The following is a 23776-nucleotide window of genomic DNA, read 5'->3' on the forward strand; positions in this document are numbered from 1 at the left end:
TATTTTTTTCCTCTTGGAGGATAGCTTCCTCTTAATCTTTTTTTCTTCATATTTTACTTCTTTTAATGTTATAAATTCCCTGGGTAATATATAGTAACTTCTAAAACGAATATGTTACCCTTTTACATCCATTTTTTTCATAAAATAAGTTTACTCTGTACTATATTTTTCAATAAATTTAAGCGAAGACACCAAAGAATTCATCTCTTTTTTAAGAAGGTTTCCGTAGTTGCAGTAAATTATTAAGCTATTTAACTTTTGATCTAGCTTCAGTGCATTCTTCGGAAAGATTAAAATAAAACTAATTTTCAGGAATCACCTATAAAAACAAAGAGATCGTTTATAAACGATCTCTTTGTGAAATGTATCACTATGACTTAGTTCTTAAGTAGTTTATATGTGCTAGTTTCTCCATCGATTTTTAACTGAAGAAAGTACATTCCTTCTGAAAAACTACCCATATCCAATTGATATTCATGAACACCTCTTTTTAGATATTCGTAGTTTGTTAGCACTTTAACTCGGTTACCTAATATATTATAGATACTTACACTAACTTGTCTTTTCTCTTGTAAATTAAGTTTAAAATTAGCTGTTGTTTTTATAGGATTCGGATATGCTTCAAATAAATTTGATTTGCTCTCCAACAACCCACTTTCTTTATTTGCATTTCTTCCCAAAATAGCATCAAAATATGGTCTGTAGTTTGAAGAAAACTCTGTATTAAAGGTAACATCCCAATTGATAGACCAAGTCATTAATCCTCTCATTTCAGGATAACCGTTAGTGTTAACCATGGTATATCTACCTCCAAATGGAATTCCTTTAATTAGATAATCTAATGCTTGCTTAACCTCAGCAGGAGATGTATATCCTCCTCCAGCTGCTTGTGGAGAAGCTGGTATTCCAAAAGCCACCTGATCTGGTCGTAATGCTGGAAAATTCACTGAATGTCCAGCTACGGGAAATCCTTGTAATAGCATTTCAGTCATTGCCACATGAAAATCAGCATTACCTTGTGAGTAACATACACCATCCAAACCTAACATACACCCAGAATTATAATCCTGTACATGGATATAATCTAATCTATTCCTAAATTCATAAATCACTGGTAGGTACGCTCCAAATGAACCCGCATATGTGCTATTTCCTCCTTGAACAAAGGCTGTTTCTGGTGCAGCACTCAAAATAAAATCAGACCCAAAATGATTTATAATTACCTGTGTACCAGCAATAAAATTAGTGATTTTGGGAGATGTTGGATTTCGGAAATCGTTATCACCTGTAGATAATCCTAACGAAGTTCCTTCAAGGTCTATATCCATTCCATCAAAACCATATTCTTCTATAATAGCGATCATAGCGCTTGCAAAGGTTTGTGCATCCTGTGGTGTAAGTAATTCAATTCTTCCGTTAGCCCCACCAATTGAAATCAACACTTTTTGTCCCCTACTTTGTAATAATCTTACATCCTGACGAAATCGTGCATCGGTCGTAACATCTGTACTTGGCACAAAAGCCATATCCGCTTGTCCAAAAGTTGCAGGTTCTGCAAATGCAATATTTACAACATCCCAATCAGTAGATACATCTCCTAAATTTAATACAGCCGAACCATTATTAAAATTGTGCCAATATCCAACCATAATATGTTTAGCCAGATCTGATGGTGGTGGAGGTGTGCCATCTGTTATAGAAACATTTACTACTCCCGAAGTAACAGTTTCGTTAGTGCTGCTAGTAGCTCTAGCTGTCAATGTATGATTTCCTAAACTTCCTGAAGACCATGTAATCCCAAACGGAGCAGTAGCATCTTCTCCTAGTTTTATGGTACCATCAAAAAACTCAACTAAAGTGATATTCCCATTAGTATCTGATGCATTCGCTGTTATAGAAATTGCATCTCCTTGTGTAAATACCGATCCTGTATTTGGTGATGTTAAAGACACAGATAACGTACTTGATCCCTCAGTAACAGAGATGTTTATGGTGCTAGAAGTTGTGGTTACACCTTCATTATCAGTGGCTATAGCAAATATTGCATAATCCCCAACAGTAGTGTTGGTCAAGTTTACACTATAAGGACTTGTTGTATCAGTTCCTAAACTTGTGCTTCCATTAAAAAATTCTACTTGAGAAATACTATCATCATCACTTGCACTTGCAACTAATTCTACTACCGTATTTTCTTCAAATACACTACCATTAGATGGAGATGTAATACTAACATTAGGTGGTTGATTGGTATCTCCAGAACAAGACCCCAACAACGTCCATGGCTGACCGCTTCCTGTAGGACCATTACTAGTTTCTGGATTGTTTTGTGTCCACCAATTCGCTAGGTATTTCTTATTATTAAGCTGTACCTCATCTCCTTGAGTATACGTCGCTGATGATGACCATATAGGTATGCCAGTACATCCTTCGTTTGAAATAGGATTTACAATAATTTCTACAGAGGCAGAATTCCCCGATGCTCCTTGATTATCTATTGCTACCGCAGTTACGTTATGTGAACCAACGGTGGCATTATTCCATATAAAACTATATGGACTAGAAGTATCCGTTCCTATACTTACATTATCAACAAAAAACTCAACAGTATCAACTGTTCCGTCTGCATCTGTTGCATTTGCGGTTATTGTAATATTAACTCCTTGATCAAAAGTCGCTCCTGCTAACGGAGAAGATATAGTCACTACAGGAACATCATTAGAATTATTGGTAATACTAATGGATATCGGACTAGATGTCCCTGTAGCTCCTAAATTATCTGTAACTATTGCTGTAAGGCTATACGTTCCTATTCCTCCTGTATCCCAAACAGTACTGTAAGGATTGGTTGTATCCACACCGATACTTGTGCCATTAGCAAAAAACTCAACTTGGGTAATACTACCATTATCAAAGGCATTAGCAGAGATATTAATAGGTTCTCCAACCCCAAAACTAGAATTATTGGAAGGAGATGTGATATTTACTGTGGGTAGCGGATTACTATTATCTAAAGCATCTAAATATGCTCTATGCTCATTAGAAAACTCAAAATTATTAAAGGCGTCCCAATTCACAGACCAAGTCATTAAACCTCTAAGGTTAGGGTATGTTTGAGTAAGTGTATAGTTTCCTCCAAAAGGAATTCCTTTAATTAAATAATCCAATGCCTTGTGTACTTCTGCTGGTGGAGCAAAACCACCACCTGCATTAGCATTAGCTGGAAGACCTATCAAAACCTGATCTTGTCTAAGAGCTGGAAAAAACTTAGAAGTATCTCTGGTAATAGGAAACCCTTTTAGCAACATATCAACTAACGACACATAAAAATCTGCATTACCCATTGCATAAAACTGATCATCTAAAGCCGTAATCGATCCAGAATTATAATATTGAACTTGTAAAAAGGTAAGCTTATCTCGTAATGCATGAATTACTGGAAGATAAGCTCCAGCTCTTCTATCTGCCCCAGACGAAATACCTCCATAAAAACTATACCCTAATTGCACAAAAAATGTTTCTGGTGCCATGGTAAGCAAGAATTTATCTCCAAAATGATCCGTTATAGTATTGATAGCATCGATTAGATTTACAATACGAGGAGTGGTTGGGTTTCGGAAATCATCATCTCCTAAATTAAGTGACAACGATTGACCTTCGAAATCTATATCCATCCCATCAAAACCATAGTTTTCGATAATTGAAATCATAGAGCTAACAAATTCGTCTCTCTCTGCAACAGTATTTAATTGCACTGTTCCATTTGCTCCTCCAATAGAAATCACTACCTCTTGCCCTCTGCTTTGTAAAGCTTGAATGCCACTTCTAAAATTTGCATCAGAAATATTAGCTGGATCAGGTGTAAAATCTATAAGGGATGTACTACCCGAAACTGGTTCTGCAAAAGAAATATTTACTACATCAAACTTAGATGATACATTTTCAGGGCTAATAAAACCAGATCCATTATCAAAATTATGCCAATACCCAACAATTACGCGATCAGGTAATTCTCCATCCGATCCTCCTGTAGGTCTAACTCGTATCTCAATAATAGAAGACGTGGTTGTGTTACCATCATTATCTGTTGCAACACTTGTTATAGAATAATTCCCTTCGGCTGCTCCAGACCAAGTAAAAGCATATGGCGCAGACGTATCCTCACCTAATTTAGTAGTACCTTGAAAAAATTCTACCAAAACCACAGAACCATCAGTATCTGAAGCATCTGCAGTAATATTTATGTTATTACCAACTATAAAACTAGCATTATTAGAAGGAGAGGTAATGCTTACCACAGGCGATTGAGGACCCACAGGGTTTACTGTTATTGCAACTACAGATGATGTAGTTACGGCTCCATTATTATCTCTCGCTGTAACAGTAATATTATAATTCCCTGGAGCAGCATTGGTCCAGTTTAGACTATAAGGGCTTGTCGTATCAATCCCAAGGCTTGTTGTACCAGCAAAGAATTCAACTTCAGAAACAGATCCGTCTGAATCTGAAGCTTCTGCCGCTATCGTAATAGTATCTCCTTGGTCAAAAACAGTTCCATTCGCAGGAAGTGTAATATTAGCCGATGGCGCTTGATTTTGCCCACTACAAGCTCCTATTAACGTCCAAGGTTGACCACTTCCTGTAGGTCCATTATTGGTTTCAGGATTATCTTGAGTCCACCAATTTGCAAGGTATTTATTACCATTAAGCTTTACTTCATTTCCTTGAGTGTATGTATTAGCTGAGGACCATACTGGAGTATTTGCACAATCATTTTGAATCAATGTATATTCTGTCTTGGCTAAGGTTCCTTTTATAATTTCATTAATATCATTAACATGTTTAGATGTTATAATATTTGCGTAGCTATTACCAATACTACACAAGGTCATTAGCATGAACAATGCTATAGGTATGCACAAATTTTTGAATAAATAATGGGAGTTATTTTTCATGATTAAAAAGTTTGATTTACATTTTTTTATATTTTTGAATTCTCGGAATTGCTACTTTACATCTGAAAAAAGTAAAACTTAGCAGACCCGATTGAAGCTGTGGTCTAACGATATTAGATTATATTCAGTTTGAATAGTATTGAGAGAAAACTGCAATACATAACAGAGGAGTTCGCATATAGATGCCCTTAAAAAACTCCGAAAATAAGCTCAATACTGACTGAGTATATTTCGGAGTTTTTATTTAGAACAATCGTTTAACTAGAAGTTGGCTAATTAAATTCTATGAAATAAAAGATTTAATTACAATTCTGAATAAACTCCCATGGTTTCCCATCACCTGTATTAGATGGTGGTATGTCTCCTTGTGTCCACCATTTTGCTCGATACAAAGCATTTTGATATACAGCTTCGGCTCCTCCAGTATATGCTGTAGAAGAATTCCATTGACTAGAGCTACAGCTTCCTGTATCACCATCTCCGTCACCATTTCCATCACCATCGCCATTTCCATCACCATTTCCGTCTCCGTCTCCATTTCCATCACCACAATCACTTACAAATTCCCATGGTTGTCCACTACCTGTGCTCGAACTTGGATTGTTTCCTTGTGTCCACCATTTTGCTCTATACAGTTTATTTTGTTCTATTGCTTCTTGTCCTCCATTATATACAGTTGTACTACTCCATTGTGCCGCATTATCGCAACCTGTTCCATTACCATCGCCGCCATCGCCGCCACCATCACCACCTCCATCATAAGGTGATTCTGGATAATTTTCTGCATTCGCTATAGCCTGAGATTGAGATACTCCATTAAGTACTTGACTAGCAATATGTAAATATCCATAAGCAGAAGATGAATTTCCTTTTAATAACATTTGCCAGATCATTATCCCGTCATTATTCGTATTATTAGCTCCTATATGTGCAGAAAGTTCTGCCATATTATCATACGTATATGTATAATATGGTCCCCAAGGTTCATTAGGATAATGTGTTCCAGCAGCAATTGAGAAACCATATTTATCTGCATAATGCTTATAGGCATCATACATAATTTTTCTATTACTTGCAGCTCCTGTGTTATAACCTTGATAGGCAATTAAATCGATTTTATCTCCAACTGCTTCCATAACTGGTATCATATGACCCGTAGTAGCAAATCCAAATAAACTAATAGCTTGATTTGGTGTGGTTGCATTATAAAGATTCGCATCAGATTCTCCAGATAAAGTATTTCGATTGCTATGTGCAAAAGGGGATGAAGGATCATCATTATTTACACCTCCTAAGGCACCAACTCCAGCGGGTGCACAAGCAAGAAGATATTGTCCTTTTGGCATAATAGCTCTAGAATTATTGAAAAAGTCAATAAATCGTTGCACATTAATTGGGTCACCTATTGTAGCGAAACTACCATTAGGTTCAAAATCCCAATCAATTCCTTCAAATCCCATATCATCCACCAAATCTTTTATTTCCTGATAGTTGATATTGTAAGCTGCATCTGAACCCCAATAGGTTTCTCCACCGATAGATAATATTACTTTAGTCCCTTTGGACTTTAATGCCGCAACAGATCCTTTTAGCGTTGCTCCATCATAAGGTGTTTGAATCCCTGTATTGGTGATATCCAAAGAACCTTTTTGATATCTAAGGTTAGGTCTGGCAAAAGCTAAGAATACATGAGTTACATGCTCTGGAATATCTCTTAGTTTAGATCCGTTATTACCAGATGTCCAACTCTCTGACCAAGAAGGAAAATATCCTAATATGATGGGTTCATTAATCGAAGTCTTAATTGCATTTGATTCAATTGTACTTAGGCTTTCGTTTTCTATAAAGCTTTCATTTGTGCAGGATAAAAACAGCATTGGTATAATTGCTATTCTCCAAATAAGGTTTTTAAAATAATTCATAAAATGTTTGTGTTAAAGGTTAATAATTATGTTAACTATCGTTGATAGTGTAGTTTTGAGTCATAGTATGTTGCTTGTACGTTGAGTATGTATTTTTGAATTAATCATCAAAGAGCTTAGCCTTCTTTTTTTATTGATTTATTTTTTATTTTTAATAATCTCATCCACTACATCTGGATTTAAAAGAGTAGATGTATCTCCTATCGTTTTTATATCATCTGTAGCAATCTTTCTTAATATTCTTCGCATAATTTTTCCGCTTCGAGTCTTAGGCAAGCCTGTAACGATTTGAATTTTATCTGGCTTTGCGATCGGACCAACCAAACGGGACACTGTTTCTTTTATCTCTGTATGTAACTTTTCTTCTTTTTCATCTTTGTTATATGTGATCACATATGCATATAGTGCATTACCCTTAATTTCATGTGGATAGCTTACCAGTGCACTCTCTACTACTAACGGATGTTGATTGATTGCATTTTCTATGGGAGCAGTACCTAAATTATGACCTGATACTATAATTACATCATCTACTCGACCCGTAATTCTATAATTCCCTTGTTGATCTCTTAATGCTCCATCTCCAGGAAAATAGTATTCGGGATATGCAGAAAAATAAACATCCTTATATCGATCCTGATCTCCGTATATTGTGCGAGCAATTCCTGGCCAAGGAAACTTTATTGCCAATATTCCTTCAGCTTCTTTTTCTTGTATTTCAATTCCTTCTGGGGTTAATAATGCTGGTTGAATTCCTGGTAATGGTAATGTTGCGAAAGTAGCTTTCTGAGGAGTTACACCTGCTAAAGAAGAAATCATAATTCCTCCTGTTTCTGTCTGCCACCAAGTATCTACAATTGGGCAGTTATTGTTTCCAACGATATCATTATACCATTCCCATGCTTCGAGATTAATTGGTTCTCCTACGGTTCCCAAAACTTGAAGATTTGAAAGATCATATTTCTCTACAAGTGACGAAGGATGTTTTTTTAATGCTCTAATAGCAGTTGGAGCGGTATAAAAATGGGATACTTTATGTTTTTCGCATACTTGCCAAAATCGGTCGTAACCAGGATAGTTTGGAATTCCTTCAAAGACAATCGATGTAGCACCTACCGATAACGGTCCATAGACAATATAACTATGTCCAGTAATCCATCCTATATCAGCTGTACACCAATAAATATTATTTTGTTCGTATTGAAATACATTTAGAAAGGAATAGGAGGTATATACCATATATCCAGCAATAGTATGTACCATTCCTTTTGGTTTTCCTGTAGACCCTGATGTATATAAAATAAACAAAGGATCTTCTGCATCCATGAGTTCGGCCTCACAATACTCTGAAACGCCTTTTATTTCTAGGTGCCACCAAGAGTCTCTACCAGGTATCCAATCAACATCTTGTCCTGTGTTTTTCAGAATTATCGTAGATAGTACACAAGGACATTTTAGTAATGCTTCATCAACTATGTTTTTTAAAGCAATGTTTTTAGTTCCTCTGTAGGATCCATCAGCAGTAATTAACATTGTACAAGCGGCATCATTTATTCGAGTTGCCAAAGCTTCAGAAGAAAAACCAGCAAATACCACAGAATGTACTGCCCCAATTCGTGCACATGCCAGCATTGCAACCGTAAGTTCGATAACCATAGGCATATATATACATACTCTATCTCCTTTTTTGATTCCTTTGCTTTTTAACACATTCGCAAATTGACAAACCATTGCATGGAGTTCTCTATATGTATATTTTTCGGAAGATTTATCGGGGTCATTGGGCTCCCAAATAATTGCAGTTTGATCTCCATTCTGTGCTAAATGTCTATCCAAACAATTTTCAGTAATATTCAATTTCGCATTCGTAAACCATTTTGTTTTAGGAATTGTCCAATCGTACTCCAATACTTTATCCCAGGTTTGATGCCAATTAAAAGTTTCTGCGATTTCTGACCAAAAAGACTCAGGATCCGTAATACTTCTTTGGTAGCTTTTTTTATACTCATCAAAGGAAGAAATCCTTTTTAATTTATGTTTCACAAATGTTTCCATAAAGTAATATTATTTTAAAGAAAGATTAGAAGTACGATTCTTATAAAAAATCATGCTTTTATCGACTATGTTAAATATAGAATCGCTTTCTTTTTTATATTTCAGTTCTACAGTATTCCAATCCGTAGCCCATCCATTTACTATATTATTGAGGTATACTATTTTTAGTGTATGCTTTCCTTTTTTTAATGGAATTGAACTAGTTTCTGGATGTTTTTTTATATTTTTTTTATAATCAATCACTAATCGATCCGCGATCCAAACCTGATCTTGATTACTCGAGAAAAAATACACTCCATCTTCAGGTATTTCTATATATCCATCAACCAATGCTGCTTTAAAATTTTCTTTGTTAATCTCATGTCCCCAATCATATGTCACATTTACATCTTTGAGTTCGGTAATCTTTCTTTCTATAGGTTCTATTGAATCTACTATTTCATTTACATGAGTAAAATGACCTTTTATAGTTTTGACATTAAGTCCTCTATCCAGATTATTCATATTCTCTAAAGAAGGAATTAACTCTTGTTTCTGGAGTGATAGTTCTCTAGTATTACTCATTTTTCCATGAGGTAATATCGAAGCAATTTTTAAGAAAGTTGACTTATTAAAAGTTAGTGGTTTTGTATACACATTGCTATTCTTGTTAGGTACACTACCATCAGTTGTATATACCATTTTTACTGGTGCTGTTGTTCTAAATTCAATGGTTGTTTCGTTCTCAAAAACAATATGATCGGTTATTGGTCCTTCTGGCATTGGTATATGATACTGAAGATTATATCGATCTAATAGGCGATATGTTTTTTCTAATCTACTTAAGAAATTATGATAATCTTTATTCTTCTTAGAAGTCCAACCTACTTCTGCGATGGCTAATATTCTGGGATACAATTGATACTCGGCGATAGTATTGCTATCTCCATGTTCTGTCCAAAAATTACCTTGTAAACCAAGAATATGATGTCTTTTGTTTTTTTCAATAGTTTCTGGTACTGGATTGTAATTATATACTTTTTCTAAAGGGATATAACCACCAAATGCCATTGGTTCTACTACATGATCTCCTTGGTAAAAATTTAAATAAGTGAATTGAGATGGTGTCATGATCACATCATGTCCTTCATTAGCGGCTTTAATACCTCCTTCTTCTCCTTGCCAAGACATAATGCTCGTTGTTGCTGTAATACCTCCTTCTAAAATCTCATCCCAACCTATCATTTTTTTGTTATTCTTATACAGCATGCCTTCTACACGAGCCATTAAATGACTTTGCAATTCATTTTCATCGTTCAAACCTTCTTTTTTTATGGTATGCTGGCATAACTTACATTGCTTCCAGCTTCTCTTAGGTACTTCATCACCGCCTACATGAAAGTATTGATAAGGAAATAAGGTTGACATTTCATCAATTACATCTTCAATAAATTGATATACATGCTCATTACCTGCACAAAGGATATTATAATCCACTCCCCAAATTGGTCTAATCTCGAAAGGCCCTTCTGTACAAGCTAAGCTTGGATACGCTGATAAAATAGCAGAAGCATGGCCAGGAATATCAAATTCTGGTATGACATCTATAAATCTTTCTTTTGCATATGAAACTACTTCTCTAATTTCTTCTTGAGTATAAAAACCATGATATTTCTGATCATTAATTTCTCCTCTCCTTGCTCCAATCTCAACTAGTTTAGGGTACTTTTTTATCTCTATTCGCCAACCTTGATCATCAGTAAGATGCCAGTGAAATTTATTGATTTTGAATGCGGCAAGAACATCTAGTTGCTTTTTTATAAAATCAACAGAGAAAAAGTGCCTTGAAACATCTAACATAGTACCTCGCCATCTAAAAGACGGTTCATCCTTGATCCTCACTTTTGGTATATCAATAGTTATATTTTGAGAAGTATTTTCTTCAGGAATTACTGGTAATAATTGCATAAGGGATTGTAATCCATAAAATATTCCTTTTGGAGATTTTGCTTCTACAATTACATGGTCATCTTCTAAATTTAAAATATACCCTTCTTCGTTAAGTTCTAATTCATTATTCAGAAGAAGTTGTATATCATTCTTTTCTTTTTTATCCCGTACAGAAATTTGCAATCCAGTTAAATGATGAATCTTGCTTACAAAAAAATCGGCAATCGGTTGTATAGAAGGGTTTTCATAAAAGAATGAGGTTTTGTTATTTAGAATAAAACTTCCTTCCTTTTTATGAATTGAAAGAGGTATGGGAATAATAGCTACCTCATCTGAAGCTATAGTATTTTCCTGGATTTGCGTACACGACCCAAAAAACAATACAAAACCTATAATTGCAATGTGTCTTTTCATTTATGATATTTTTTCGAGTGAGGTAGAAGTTGAACTAAAAATGAGTGTTTTAATAAGTTCGTCGATAGGTCTTTGTATAAAACTCCTAACTACATAACCTTTTTCTTGTAATATTTTATTTATGGTATCTTGAGCATAATAAGCTACCGATCCTACAAAATGAATAGGCGTATTTTTCAATTCTTCGACATATAACATCAAATAATTTTCAACGAACATTCGGATTCCTTTATCTAATATTTTTTGAATGAATGGATGTTCTTTATGTTTAAAAATAAAACTCGCGTATGATGCTAAATATCGATTAGGATATCGAGAGTTATATAATTTCTGAAAAAGTGTATTAAGATCAGCATCGTATTGTTCTATAAAACTAAAGGCAAGATCTTCTGGCATCTGATGTAGATAAAAACTTTTCAATAATTCTTTGCCAAAATAATTGCCACTTGCGTCATCCGCAATCATGTATCCTAATGAAGGTGCTTTCTGAATTATCTCATCCCCATTAAAGTAGCAGCAATTAGAACCAGTTCCTAAAATCGCAATAACTCCTGGTTTTTTTGTTGCCGCGTATACAGCTCCAACGATATCTTCTTTGATATCAATTGTTTTGCTGTTTTTAAATACCGAGGATAAGCATCCTTTTATTTTACAATTAGCTTCTACAGTACCACATCCTGCTCCATAAAAATAGATCTCAGAAATTAAGTTTTTAAAAGAAACTATTTCTGATGCTTCCCATAATGTCTCTTCTATTTCTTTACTAGATAAAATCAATGGATTTAGCCCTTTTGTTTTAGATTTGGCTACATATTTCCCTGCTTTATCAGCAATTATCCAGTCACATTTGGATGATCCACTATCTACTACTAATATCATTAGGTTCTATTGGTTTTATATTAAAAGCTAAAAAATTGTTGTTCGAAACATCTCTAAACAACCTCTATCTTCAAGAGTTACATATGCTATTTTCGAATCATTACTAAATGTTATATTCGTTGGTTTTTTTCCTTTTAAAAAAACCTCTTTAACTAATTTTCCTTCTGGAGTAAAGGCAACGACAGTTCCTTTATCATATCGACACACGAATAGATGTCCTGATCGTGTACATCGCATACCATCCATTCCAAAATCTTCGAATTTTGCAAAAAGACGTTTGTTCGTAATATCATTATTGTTGGTGATATCATATACCCATATCTTTCGCTGAATTGATTCATTTACATATAAGTGTTTTCCGTCTGGGCTAACTTCTATCCCATTGGTGGTTCCCATATCGGATTCTAGTAACTCAAAGCCTTTTTCTTCTGTTACTCTCCACAAGTTCCCGTTTTGTTCCTGCCAGTTGGGATCGCTCGCATATATTGTTCCGTTTGGAGAAATTGCTAAATCATTTGGCTGATTCGCCAAAGGTTGATTTGCTACTACTTTTATCTCTTTATTCTTCGTATTAATTTTGAGTATATTATGATTCGTATAATCTGCTACATACATTTCGTCTTCTTGCATAAATCGAATTCCATTAGCAATACTGCCATTAGGAAGTTCGAGAAATAGTGAAGTACTGCCTGATTTTGTGACTTTTCCAATGGTTCCTTGTTTCTTATAGTTCACCACATAAATATTCCCTTCGGTATCAGTTGCAGGCCCTTCAATACCATCCGTAAACTCTCCTTCTTTTGTAAAATCTTTACTGGTTATTCTTTTAGAACAACTCATAAGAATCAGAAAGAGTATAAAATATTTACTTGCGTACATAGGTTTGAAAATTGGAATCTTTATTTTTTTGAGTGCGTTTCTTTTTCGGCTTGAATATTATAGAGTATGATACGTTTTGATTACATAAAATGATATCTTTTAAAAGCTTCTATAGCTTCATAGTTGGCCAATCCAAGATTGTCATATAAGAGCGCTGTGTTTCTATTTCTATCCTGTGCTCTCATCCAAAACTCTCTAAAATCTTCTCCTTGAAACATCACCTGATCTTTTTGAGATTGATGAAAAAGGATGGCATTTGTTTTTCTACTTACCTCATCTGGACTAAGTGGTACGGCCATTTCTATTTCGTGGATATCCCATTCGTGCCAAGCTCCTCTGTATAACCATACCCAACAATCTTGCATGAATTCTTGATTTTTGAGCTTACTTAGCGATTCAAATATGGCATCCAAACATAATTTATGAGTTCCGTGAGGGTCTGCTAAATCACCAGCTGCATATATTTGATGTGGTTTGATTTCTGAAATTAAATTTGAAATAATATTGATATCCTCATCTCCAATTGGGTTCTTTTTGATTTTTCCAGTTTCATAAAAAGGTAGATCTAAGAAAAAGACTTTGTCATCTGGCAAACCTATATACCTAGTTGCGGCATATGATTCCATTCTTCTAATTAACCCTTTTGTTTTACGAACTTGAGGTGAATCTATTTCTCCTTTATTTTTAGATTCAATCGCATTTACTATATCTTGAAAAATCTTACATTCGTTTCCTGATAAGTTGGATAATTCTTTAGCTACTTCTCCAAACTTAAGTGCTTCTTCATCAGTTACTGCGATATTACCTGAAGTTTGATATGCTACATAAACGTCATGTCCTTGATCTATTAACCTAGAAAACGTACCACCCATTGAAATAACATCATCATCTGGATGAGGGCTAAATAACAATACTCTTTTTTTGGATGGAAGTGATCTTTCTGGTCTGTTACTGTCATCTGCGTTAGGTTTCCCACCTGGCCATCCTGTGATGGTATGTTGTAGATGATTAAACATTTTTATATTTAATTCGTAAGCAGATCCTTCTAGAGTAAGTAAACTTGATAGCCCATGATTATTATAATCTTTATCTGTTAGCTTCAGTAGTGGTTTATTCACTATTTGACTTAACCAAGTAACTGCTTTCAGCTTTAGTTCTTCCTCCCATATACATTGATCTACTAACCAAGGAGTCTTAATTCTGGTTAATTCGCCAGCTGCTTCGCTGTCCATAACAACCGTAACATTTTTATGTTCTTGCAAAAAAGAAGCTGGTATCGTAGAAGTAACATCTCCTTCTATCATTTCTTTTACAACAAACGCCTTCTTATGTCCCCACGCTAAAAGTAGAATCCGTTTGGCATTCATTATTGTGCTTATTCCCATGGTAACCGCACGTTTGGGCACATTCTCTAATCCATTAAAATCTGATGACGCATCTCGTCTTGTAATGTGATCTAAGGTAATCACTCTTGTTCCAGAATTCTGATGTGATCCAGGTTCATTAAAACCAACATGTCCAGTTCTTCCTATACCTAGCAATTGAAAGTCTAGTCCTCCTAATTGCTTAATTTTCATTTCGTAATCAATACAATATTGATCAATCTCTTCCAGAACAACATTTCCAGAAGGTATGTTAATGTTTTGAGGGTTTATATCAATATGATCAAAAAGATGTTGATGCATAAAATGATAATAGCTTTGCTGATTATCAGGGTTCATTGGGTAATATTCATCCAGATTAAAAGTGATCACATTTTTAAAGCTCACTTCGCCCTGACGATATAAATTGACTAATTCTTCATACACTTTAATTGGAGATGATCCTGTAGCTAATCCAAGAACACAAGGTTTTCCTTCCTTTTCTTTTTGCTTTATGAGATCTGCAATTTCCTGCGCAACTAGCTTAGAGGCATATAAAGAATCTTGAAAAATCTCACTGTGAATTTTTTCAAATTTGGTGTCTTCAAACTTACCTACTTGCCTAAATTTAATATCTTTTATCATACTCAATTTTAATTTTGATGTTGTATAGCAAATACTTTTTTGAGATTACCAACCACATCACGAGGATGTATGCATCTGTGATGTGATTGGGTATGAATGTTTTAAATACTTATATTTTGTATGTGAGATTAATCGATATCCCACCACAAACTGGTGGTCATTAAATCTGGACCTTGATTTTGAATAGCTTGTTGAACGTTCGCTTCATTAGCTACCACTTCTGTTGAAGAGTATGGTAGTCTTTTAGGAACACTGCCATTATTCGGTTCTGTAACGAAAAAAGTGGTATTATCAGTCAGCACAGGTATTAAATTGGTTCTTCTTACTAAAGACCAAGATTCATAACCATTCATTAAAAGCGCTAACCAACGTTGATTCCACACACTGTTAAGCTGTTGTTCTGTTGAACCTGTTAATGTAACAATAGATTCATTGAGTATAAAGGATTCAATATCACCTGAAGGAACTCCCCAAAAACTCATGCTTGCTCTAATTCCTTGTTCATATAAAGATTGCGCATTTCCTGAGTATCCTAATAGAGCTGCTTCTGCTTGTAAAAAATATGATTCTGCGGCAGAAAATACCTGAGTTGGTAACACGTTTGTTACCTCAGTTGTAGAACCACCTATTATTTTTTCGGATGGAATTGCAAGATCATCTCTAGGGATTATTCCTCTTTGTGATATTGCCGTTCCCTCGTACATACCAGAAGAAGAAGGATCAGCCATTTGCTCTCTTCTTGGGTCATTATTATCATTTAACAGATTCATATATCGATCAGAAAACACCCACTTAGAACCAAATCCACCAAATCCCCAATACACATCCTCAAAACCTCCATCAAGGAATGATAATATTAACGGAGATTCTGATTTAGATACCAATGCCTGATTGGATTCATCAATTAGAGGATTGTTTAAACAGTCATTAATAATACCGTCTATGAAAGATTGATCTCCTGATTGAATAAACGCATCTCTAGATCTTAATGCTAATCTAAGTCTTAGTGTATTCGCAAAAGTTTTCCATTGTTGAGGATCTCCTCCGTATACAAAATCACCTTCACTTCCTTCAATTGTCTCAGTAGAAGATCCAATCGCATCCATTTGCTCTTTAAGATTTGTTAAAATACCCATATAGATATCTTTTTGAGCATCATATTTGGGTTGAGGATTATCTAAAATAAGTTCATCTCCTATTACCTCGCTATAAGGAATATCTCCATAGATATCGGTCATCTTTTGATAAAACCAGGACATCATAATTCTCGTTACTGCCTCACCATTAGAATCGCCAAGATCTTTATATGTTTTCAATAAGTTTCTAATATTCAAGGATACTTTTTGATATGAAGCATTAAAAACTGCATCGGTCCAACCTTGATTATTTTGGTAAGCATCACCTGCGAACCATGAGCCTTCTGCATTATAGCTAAACTGATTCGCAAACTGACTAGAGTATATTAAATTACCTCGCCAGGTTAAAAAACGTGGTTCTGCAAACTCAAAGTATTGAACTCCAGCCATAATACCTTCTACAGTTGCATTTTGTGGGTCAACGGGATTTGTATTAATTTCTTCAAAGTCTTCGGTGCAAGAAGACACAGCGAATGTCAGTATAAAAACAGTAGCTAATGCTAATATTATATTCTGTTTAGTTTTCATATTTTTTATATTTACATCAAACATTTTCATTTGTAATCATTTAAAAAGTAAGGTTTACTCTTAATCCGTGGCTTGAAGCCGATGGTATTCCGAAGAACTCTAATCCGCTAAAGCTTGTATTAAACCCTGTTTCCGGATCATAATTATCAGTATTGCTATGCAGTATCGCTAAGTTTCTTCCAACATAGCTCAATGACAAGTTTGATAAGCTTAATCTTTTAATCATTTTTTTAGGGAATGAATACCCTAAAGTAACTTCTCTTAATTTCACGAAACTTCCATCGACAATCCAGTTTTCTGAAATCTGACCTACTCTACCCCAATATGCTTGTGGATTTACACCGTTTGCAACAACGTCTGGATCTAGAGTTCCATTAATTACCGCATTATCCGGAACAGCAATTCCTTGACCTCCTGTAAAAAACTCTCGTCCTTGAAGTGTTTCTACAGCAGTACCTTGTGTATGTCTTTGACTATCTGAAAAAGAGTATATATCTCCTCCAAATCGAGCATCAAATAAAAACCCTAAAGAAAACTGTTTATAAGTAAAGTTATTTCCCCAATTTAAAAAAGCATCAGGTGCAGCGTCTCCAATCTTTCCTACAGTGCCAATCTCAGGTAATCCATTAGGATCATAAATAATATTTCCTGCAGCATCTCTATTAAATGTAGGCCCGAATAAAGCTTGCGGGCTTGTTCCTACCTCTGCAGCTAGTATAATTCGACCATTAAAATCAGTAATTAAAGGATTTCGCGTGATTCCCTGTGCAAGTTCCTCTACTTGATTTTCGTTCGAAGTATAATTTATAGTTGTCGACCAAGAAAAATCATCAGTTTTAATAATATCTGCTCCCAACGATAGTTCAATTCCTTTGTTAGTAACTAAACCTGCATTAATAACTTGATTTGCGGCACCGCTAGCAGGTGGAAGCGTCAATCTAAGAATCTGATCTTCGGTTCTAACACTATAATACGTTGCAGAAAGGTTTATTCTATTATCTAAAAAGCTTGCATCCAGACCAAACTCTAAAGTACTAGATATTTCTGGTACCAAGTCAGGATTTCTTAACTGTGGTCCAGCTCCTGCTCCTTCTTCATTATCACCGAAAAAGAAAAAACGTTGTCCATTAAACAATCCTGAAGAAACGTTATAGGTATTTACCAAAGAAAAAGCACCAGTAGCGTTTCCTGTTTGTGCGTAACTACCTCTTAGCTTTAACTTTGTTAATACATCATTATTTTTAAGAGCAGGAATAGCATCTGTGGCGACAAAACTAAGTCCTACTGATGGGTAGAAAAATGAAGCTTCGTTTATTGGAAGTGTTGAACTCCAATCATTTCTCGCTGTAAATTCAGCAAACAAATAATCATTAAGTCCTAATGTAAGTGAACCAAACACAGAATTAGAAGAGTTTTTTGCTGCTGCTGGAGCAACTGTAGTACTTTCGAAATTGTTTAACGAAAAGAAGTTAGGTATTAAAAAAGTTTCTCCTACTGCACGCAGTGCTTTAAATGAAACATCTGAGTGACTAAACCCTAATGTAGAAGCTAAACTTATATTAGGATTTAGATACGTATTGTACGTAAATATTAGGTCATAGTTGTTGGTTTTAGATACAGAATTAACATCTGTAAACCTACCATTTCCTGCAATATCGAAGGCTCCTAATGGATTAAATATCTGTTGACTTGTTGTGATATGATCCTGCGAAATTCGTGTCAATGCCTTAAGTCCTTTTACGATGTCTATATTTAATTCTAACAAGCTTAAATAACGATCGGTTTCATCTTGATTTAGTAAGACATTAGAAGTGTAATAAGGGTTCGTTATAAAAGCACCTGCCCAGTTATTTGGAGTTCCATCGGCTTCTGTACTATTATCTCTCAATAAACCATTAGAAATATTTCTAGGCCTTAATGAAAGTGCTCTCGTTATGTTTGTTTGACCTCCTGTAAGTTCTGGTCTGTTTCTCGCATCTTGATTGATATAATCTATCTTTCCTGTCGCTTTAAGCCAGTCTGTGATTTTTGCTCCAGCTTTTATACTAAAGTTTTGTCTTGTTAAATTACTCCCAGAAACTATGGATTCATCATCAGATCTAGCATAACTAAAACGATAATCATACGCTTCTGTTCCTTGGGATACAGCCACAGAATTAAGGAAAGAATATCCTGTTCTAAAAAAATCTTTGAAATCATTATCATTTGCAGCATATAATGAAGTTCCGATTCCATCGAATCGTTCTCGCTGAGAACCATCTAATCGCGGTCCAAAACTACTTCCGTTAGTGATATCATATACCAATTGATTATTTGCAGTATCATAAATTCCTTGACCATATTCATTCTGAAACTCCGGAGCAACAAGTACAGAACTTGCCGTAACCGATGAACTTATCTCAACAACTGGTCGATCAGACCTTCCCTTTTTTGTAGTAATTACTAATACCCCGTTGATTCCTCTAAATCCGTATAAAGCGGTAGCATTACCTCCTTTTAATAATGATATATTCTCTATATCATTTGGATTTAAATTAGAAAGTGTGTTACCATAATCAATACCATCTGCAAAATCTGCCTGACCTCCTTGATTATCATCAATGATAACACCATCCAAAACAATTAGTGGTTGGTTATTAGGACTCAATGAACTGATTCCTCTTACATTGATTGAAACAGATGATCCAATACCACCTGCATTAGAATTAATATTTACTCCTGCTAATTTTCCCTTGATCGCTGACCCAATATTAGGATCGGCAGTGCTTACAATACTTTCTGATTTTAGCTGCTGAACAGAATACCCAAGTTTTTTGGCTTCTTGTTTTATCCCAAACGCAGTAACAACAATTTCGTCTAATTGCTCTGAATCCTGTTCCATTTGAACATTTACAGTATTGGATGTACCAATTTCAACTTCTATTGTTTTAAAACCTAAAAAAGAAAATACCAAGATGCTTCCTTTAGTTGTTGTGATCTGATAACCCCCATCAAAATCAGTTTGTGTTCCAGTAGAAGTCCCCTTTACTATTATATTAACCCCAGGAAGAGGCACGTTACCCTCAGCATCTGTAACAACTCCAGAAACTTGCTGTTCTTGAGAGAAAATACTATTGCTTAATAGTAAAAGAAATAAAAATAGTTTTTTCATGTTTTCACCTTTTGTATGATTATTTATTTGCGAATCCAATATAGGAGTTAAGAGAATCTTAAAAATCTTTTTTATGCCAACTGCATCAAAACGACAACAAACGACATTTGGTGTATGACATCCCGTTTTTTGACTTTTCGCAATTTGTATATTTTTTGTTTTTTAATATAAATAGCAATACTTTTTGCCTGTAATTAATAATAAATTAAGAAATTCTATTTTGTATTCGCAAAAAAGCAACGTTTATGATAATACCATAAGTAAGACGATTAAAAGAAAGTATCATTTTCTTTTTTGGATTGTTTACTTCATTTTCAATGTGATACGTTGGGGAAGCTATTTTAATGATTATTGGTATTCCTTAAAATCCAATTTAGTAGAATTTCCTTTACACCTTATTATTGTCTATTTTAATATATATTACCTTATTCCTAAATATTTATTAAGAAAAAAATATTCGACTTATATATTCTTATTGATTCTAAGCTTAGGAGTTCATTATTTAATACGATCAGGATTAAATTATTGGTTAGTAACCGAAAATATTTGGCCTGAAGCGCAAGGAGAGAATCAACCTTATGGATTTAATCACATTATAGCAGTTACTCTTGGAGAATTATATGTTTTAGGAATCACCTCTTCAATAAAATTTAGTGTTGATTTTATTTTAGAACGAAATAAAACCCAACAACTGCAAGAATTACATTATAAAACAGAATTACAATATCTCAAAGCCCAGATCCAACCACACTTCTTTTTTAATACGCTTAATAGCCTATATGCACTTATTCTTCATAAATCATCAAAGGCATCAGAAGTGGTACTTAAATTATCAGAGTTTATGGGGTATATTATTTATGATGCTAATAAAAAAGAGGTATTTCTATTGCAAGAAATACGTTATATAGATAATTATATTGAACTTGAAAATATTAGATATGGAGAATTAATCAATACAGAAGTAACTATTATTGGTAATATAGATACCGTAAAAGTTACTCCATTATTATTTTTACCATTTATTGAAAATGCATTTAAACACGGTTATAAAAATAATGGTGCAATGGATTTAAAAGTTAATTTTGAAGTCACTGAAAAAGAACTAATTTTCTCTTCAGAAAATAACTATAATCCAATAGAAACTAAAAAATCTAAAAACGGTATTGGCATTAAAAACGTTGTTAGAAGATTGGAACTTTTATACGCCGAAAACTATAATTTAGATATAAATACTACTAATGAAACGTATACAGTAACGTTAAAAATTCCTAAGACATGATTATTAAAAGTATCATAATCGATGATGAATACTTAGCGGTAAGTATAATTGAATCCTATTTAGAGGAATTTAAGAACATTGAAATTGTAGGAGTTTATAAAAACCCTATCGAAGCGTTACCAATTCTGGAGGAAGGTGAAATTGATGTTGTTTTTTTAGATATTAATATGCCTAGAATGAATGGTATAGAATTTTTAAAAAGTTTACAAAAATACCCTCAGATAATTATAACAACTGCATACAAAGAATATGCGATAGAAAGTTATGAGTTAGAAGTATTAGACTATTTGGTAAAACCAATTCCTTTTAGTCGTTTTCTGAAATCTATTAATAAGTTAATGGCTCGTTTTACTTCTTTAGAAAAGTTGAAATCATCTACAGAATTTGCACAAGCGCCTCATATTTTTCTGAAAGTAGATCGAAAACTCGTGAAAGTATTTCTTAATGACATCTTGTATATAGAAAGCCTACGAGATTATATAAAAGTATGTAGTATAGAAGGAAATTATGTATCTCACAAATCATTAACAAGCATTACAGAAGAACTACCCGAAGAAAACTTTATAAGAGTCCATAAATCTTACACCATTGCCATTGATAAAGTAAAATCTATTGAAGGGAATCAAATAGAAATAGAGAACAAACGAATTCCTATTGGAAGGAATTACACAATTCATGCAAAACAAAAAATATTGAAAAACAAAGGGAATCTTTTAAAAGAGTAATTCTTTAATAACAACAACACTTTTAAGCATTCACATCAATTAGGGTAATACGCTCTGACATGCTACCGTATTGCCTTCATATTAAAATAAACTTATAACCGACTACAATGAATTTAAGCACACTTGATTACGGAATTATTATATTTTTTTTCTTAACTACATTATTTATAGGGTTAATAGTATCTAAAAAGTCAGGAAAAAGTACTTCAGAATATTTTTTATCAGGTAGGAACATGCCTTGGTGGTTACTAGGTTTTTCTATGGTTGCTACCACATTTTCTACAGACACACCTAATTTAGTTACAGATTTAGTTCGACAAAAAGGAGTTGCTGGAAATTGGGCTTGGTGGGCATTTTTACTAACAGGTTTACTGACTGTTTTTATATATGCTAGATTGTGGAGACGCTCAAACGTAAATACCGATATGGAATTTTATGAGTTACGATACTCTGGAAAACCAGCCAGATTTTTAAGAATTTTCAGATCCGTTTATTTAGGTCTAATTTTTAATGTTTTAGCCATGTCTGGCATCACATTAGCCGCTATAAAAATTGGACAGGTAATGCTTGGGTTATCGGCAATAGAGACTGTAGGCTATGCTGCAGTAGTAACTGTAATTTTTAGTGCTTTAGGCGGTTTTAAAGGAGTGGTGTACTCGGATTTCTTATTATTTTTTGTTGCAATGGCTGGTGCAATAGGTGCTGCATATTATTGTGTAAACTTACCTGAAGTAAACGGATTGAATAACTTAATATCACACCCTAATGTAGTTGACAAAATTTCTTTATTACCTGATTTTGGTAATACAGAAGCCGTAATAACTCTATTAGTAATTCCATTAGCCGTTCAATGGTGGAGTTCTTGGTATCCAGGATCAGAGCCAGGAGGAGGAGGATATGTAGCCCAACGTATGCTTGCTGCAAAAAATGAAAATCACGCAATTGGAGCCACCTTTTTCTTTAATATTATGCATTTTGCACTACGTCCTTGGCCATGGATATTAGTTGCATTAGCATCCTTAGTGATTTTTCCTGATTTAGCGAGTATACAAGAGGCTTTCCCTGATGTAACAGCTGATAAATTAGGGCACGATCTTGCGTATCCCGCAATGTTAACTAAATTACCTAGTGGACTTTTAGGTGTTGTAGTTGCTTCACTAATCGCCGCATATATGTCTAGTATTTCAACCCATCTTAATTGGGGTGCTTCTTATTTGGTAAATGATGTATATCGTCAATTCATTAAAAAAGATGCATCTGAAAAAGAAATGGTTCGATTTGGTCGATTATCTACGGTAGTACTTATGGCACTGAGTGTTTTGCTAGCATTAGCCTTAAACAATGCTGAACAAATATTTACCTATATCATAATGTTTGGCGCAGGAACTGGGCTAATTTTTATCCTTAGATGGTTTTGGTGGAGAATCAATGCCTGGAGCGAAATCTCTGCCATGTTTTCATCAGGAATTATATCCTTACTAATCACTCAACCAGAAATAAACGAAATACTTTTTGGTACTGATGGTGTTTTTCCAAACTGGTTTAGCATACCATTTGTTGTACTTATAACAACACTGATATGGGTTTCGGTAACATTTATAACCAAACCCGATACAGATGAGAAGCTTTTTAGTTTTTACAAAAAAATACAGCCTGGAGGACCAGGATGGAAAAATGTAATAAATAAGGCTGATAAAAAAGAAATCGACCTTATAACAAACGATGAAAAATGGACAGTTCCATCAGGTGTATTAGCAATGTTATTAGGTTGTTGTTTAGTATATGGTGCCCTATTTACAACAGGATATTTGTTGTATGGAGCATATCAAAACGCCTTAATTACGGGTATTATAACATTGCTAGCTGGTTTTTTACTTAAAAGAGTGTGGAAAAGTCTAGGCAGAAATCTCATGAAATAACC

General features: G+C 34.3%; 12 protein-coding genes. 3 read left to right on the forward strand and 9 right to left on the reverse strand.

Annotated features, from left to right (window positions below; genetic code table 11):
- Positions 1-377: 377 nt before the first annotated feature.
- From QBK95_RS02725 to QBK95_RS02765, 9 genes are all read right to left on the reverse strand, one after another.
- Complete coding sequence (locus QBK95_RS02725) at positions 378-4952, reverse strand: Ig-like domain-containing protein (RefSeq protein WP_280930298.1); 4575 nt, start codon at positions 4950-4952, stop codon at positions 378-380.
- 299 nt (positions 4953-5251) lie between these two features.
- On the reverse strand, positions 5252-6874 hold the full coding sequence (locus tag QBK95_RS02730) for a carbohydrate-binding protein (RefSeq protein ID WP_280930300.1): 1623 nt from the start codon (positions 6872-6874) through the stop codon (positions 5252-5254).
- A gap of 138 nt (positions 6875-7012) precedes the next feature.
- Positions 7013-8929, reverse strand: a complete 1917-nt coding sequence (acs, locus tag QBK95_RS02735; RefSeq protein ID WP_280930302.1) for an acetate--CoA ligase — start codon at positions 8927-8929, stop codon at positions 7013-7015.
- A gap of 9 nt (positions 8930-8938) precedes the next feature.
- Positions 8939-11272 (reverse strand): family 20 glycosylhydrolase, encoded by a 2334-nt coding sequence (locus tag QBK95_RS02740; protein ID WP_280930304.1) that lies wholly within the window; start codon positions 11270-11272, stop codon positions 8939-8941.
- Positions 11273-12151: an N-acetylglucosamine kinase gene (locus tag QBK95_RS02745; protein WP_280930305.1), complete on the reverse strand. Its 879-nt coding sequence runs from the start codon at positions 12149-12151 to the stop codon at positions 11273-11275. It abuts the gene before it with no gap.
- A 27-nt stretch (positions 12152-12178) separates the two neighbouring features.
- Complete coding sequence (locus QBK95_RS02750; protein ID WP_280930307.1) at positions 12179-13030, reverse strand: SMP-30/gluconolactonase/LRE family protein; 852 nt, start codon at positions 13028-13030, stop codon at positions 12179-12181.
- A gap of 80 nt (positions 13031-13110) precedes the next feature.
- Positions 13111-15036 carry a glucosamine-6-phosphate deaminase gene (nagB, locus tag QBK95_RS02755; protein ID WP_280930309.1) on the reverse strand — a complete coding sequence of 642 codons (1926 nt, stop codon included), beginning with the start codon at positions 15034-15036 and terminating at the stop codon, positions 13111-13113.
- Positions 15037-15164: 128 nt separating this feature from the next.
- Entirely contained in the window at positions 15165-16700 is a 1536-nt protein-coding gene (locus QBK95_RS02760; RefSeq protein WP_280930311.1) for a SusD/RagB family nutrient-binding outer membrane lipoprotein, read from the reverse strand.
- A 40-nt stretch (positions 16701-16740) separates the two neighbouring features.
- Positions 16741-19851: a SusC/RagA family TonB-linked outer membrane protein gene (locus QBK95_RS02765; protein ID WP_280930312.1), complete on the reverse strand. Its 3111-nt coding sequence runs from the start codon at positions 19849-19851 to the stop codon at positions 16741-16743.
- Between the two features lie 475 nt (positions 19852-20326).
- Between QBK95_RS02765 and QBK95_RS02770 the strand changes: the two genes are divergently transcribed.
- The 3 genes from QBK95_RS02770 to QBK95_RS02780 all read left to right on the forward strand — a co-directional run bounded on the left by QBK95_RS02770 (position 20327) and on the right by QBK95_RS02780 (position 23774).
- Positions 20327-21130: a sensor histidine kinase gene (locus QBK95_RS02770; RefSeq protein WP_280930315.1), complete on the forward strand. Its 804-nt coding sequence runs from the start codon at positions 20327-20329 to the stop codon at positions 21128-21130.
- Entirely contained in the window at positions 21127-21855 is a 729-nt protein-coding gene (locus QBK95_RS02775) for a LytR/AlgR family response regulator transcription factor (protein WP_280930317.1), read from the forward strand. The genes QBK95_RS02770 and QBK95_RS02775 overlap by 4 nt, the downstream gene beginning before the upstream one ends.
- 107 nt (positions 21856-21962) lie before the next feature.
- A complete protein-coding gene (locus QBK95_RS02780) occupies positions 21963-23774 on the forward strand; it encodes a sodium:solute symporter family protein (protein ID WP_280930319.1) in 1812 nt (603 codons plus the stop codon).
- Positions 23775-23776 lie beyond the last annotated feature (2 nt).

This window comes from Aquimarina mycalae, from assembly GCF_029906345.1.
In the GTDB taxonomy this organism is placed as follows: Bacteria; Bacteroidota; Bacteroidia; order Flavobacteriales; family Flavobacteriaceae; genus Aquimarina.

What these genes read in the sequence shown, in the direction of transcription:
- QBK95_RS02725 (WP_280930298.1), bottom strand. Translation starts at nt 4,952, where the DNA reads ATGAAAAATAACTCCCATTATTTATTCAAAAATTTGTGCATACCTATA.
- QBK95_RS02730 (WP_280930300.1), bottom strand. Translation starts at nt 6,874, where the DNA reads ATGAATTATTTTAAAAACCTTATTTGGAGAATAGCAATTATACCAATG.
- acs (WP_280930302.1), bottom strand. Translation starts at nt 8,929, where the DNA reads ATGGAAACATTTGTGAAACATAAATTAAAAAGGATTTCTTCCTTTGAT.
- QBK95_RS02740 (WP_280930304.1), bottom strand. Translation starts at nt 11,272, where the DNA reads ATGAAAAGACACATTGCAATTATAGGTTTTGTATTGTTTTTTGGGTCG.
- QBK95_RS02745 (WP_280930305.1), bottom strand. Translation starts at nt 12,151, where the DNA reads ATGATATTAGTAGTAGATAGTGGATCATCCAAATGTGACTGGATAATT.
- QBK95_RS02750 (WP_280930307.1), bottom strand. Translation starts at nt 13,030, where the DNA reads ATGTACGCAAGTAAATATTTTATACTCTTTCTGATTCTTATGAGTTGT.
- nagB (WP_280930309.1), bottom strand. Translation starts at nt 15,036, where the DNA reads ATGATAAAAGATATTAAATTTAGGCAAGTAGGTAAGTTTGAAGACACC.
- QBK95_RS02760 (WP_280930311.1), bottom strand. Translation starts at nt 16,700, where the DNA reads ATGAAAACTAAACAGAATATAATATTAGCATTAGCTACTGTTTTTATA.
- QBK95_RS02765 (WP_280930312.1), bottom strand. Translation starts at nt 19,851, where the DNA reads ATGAAAAAACTATTTTTATTTCTTTTACTATTAAGCAATAGTATTTTC.
- QBK95_RS02775 (WP_280930317.1), top strand. Translation starts at nt 21,127, where the DNA reads ATGATTATTAAAAGTATCATAATCGATGATGAATACTTAGCGGTAAGT.
- QBK95_RS02780 (WP_280930319.1), top strand. Translation starts at nt 21,963, where the DNA reads ATGAATTTAAGCACACTTGATTACGGAATTATTATATTTTTTTTCTTA.